At 63.7% G+C, this 533-nt stretch carries 1 protein-coding gene and 1 pseudogene; both read left to right on the top strand.

Annotation, left to right across the window (positions count from 1 at the left end; all coding sequences use genetic code 11):
• The coding region (locus QD357_RS32920) for an ATPase, T2SS/T4P/T4SS family (RefSeq protein ID WP_414126175.1) at window positions 1–411 on the top strand (411 nt) is incomplete at its 5' end.
• Window positions 401–533, top strand: a pseudogene (locus QD357_RS32915) (conjugal transfer protein TrbC); the annotation flags it as partial. The gene QD357_RS32920 and the pseudogene QD357_RS32915, both read left to right, overlap by 11 nt.

Below are 533 nucleotides of genomic sequence, written 5' to 3'. Positions count from 1 at the left end.
GCCGAGAACGCCGTTCTTCTGCATACCAGCGATACCGTCGACATGGCGCGGCTCTTGAAGAGCACCATGCGGCTGCGTCCGGACCGGATCGTCGTCGGCGAGGTCCGCGACGGCGCTGCGCTGACGTTGCTGAAAGCATGGAACACGGGCCATCCCGGAGGGGTGGCCACCATCCATTCCAACACGGCTATGTCGGCGCTACGCCGCCTGGAGCAACTGACCGCCGAAGCCAGCCAGCAGCCGATGCATGAAGTGATCGGGGAAGCGGTCGATCTCATCGTCTCGATCGAGCGGACGCCACGCGGGCGGCGCGTTCGCGACGTCATCCAGATCGAGCGCTTCGCGGGCGGCCAATATGAAGTCGAATCCGACCAGCTCACGGAAGAACAGGAGGCGCGCCATGTCGCGTAGAAAAGCATTCATCGCCGTCACACTCCTTGCGGCACCCATCGTTCTTGCCTCGGTCTCGCCGGCGCTCGCCAGTTCCGGCGGCAGTCTTCCCTKGGAAGGACCTTTGCAGCAAATTCAGGAGT

This window comes from Rhizobium sp. BR 317, assembly GCF_047445835.1.
In the GTDB taxonomy this organism is placed as follows: Bacteria; Pseudomonadota; Alphaproteobacteria; order Rhizobiales; family Rhizobiaceae; genus Rhizobium; species Rhizobium paranaense.
The sequence above is the reverse complement of the archived record's forward strand: the minus strand, read 5'-3'. Positions and strand labels throughout refer to the sequence as shown.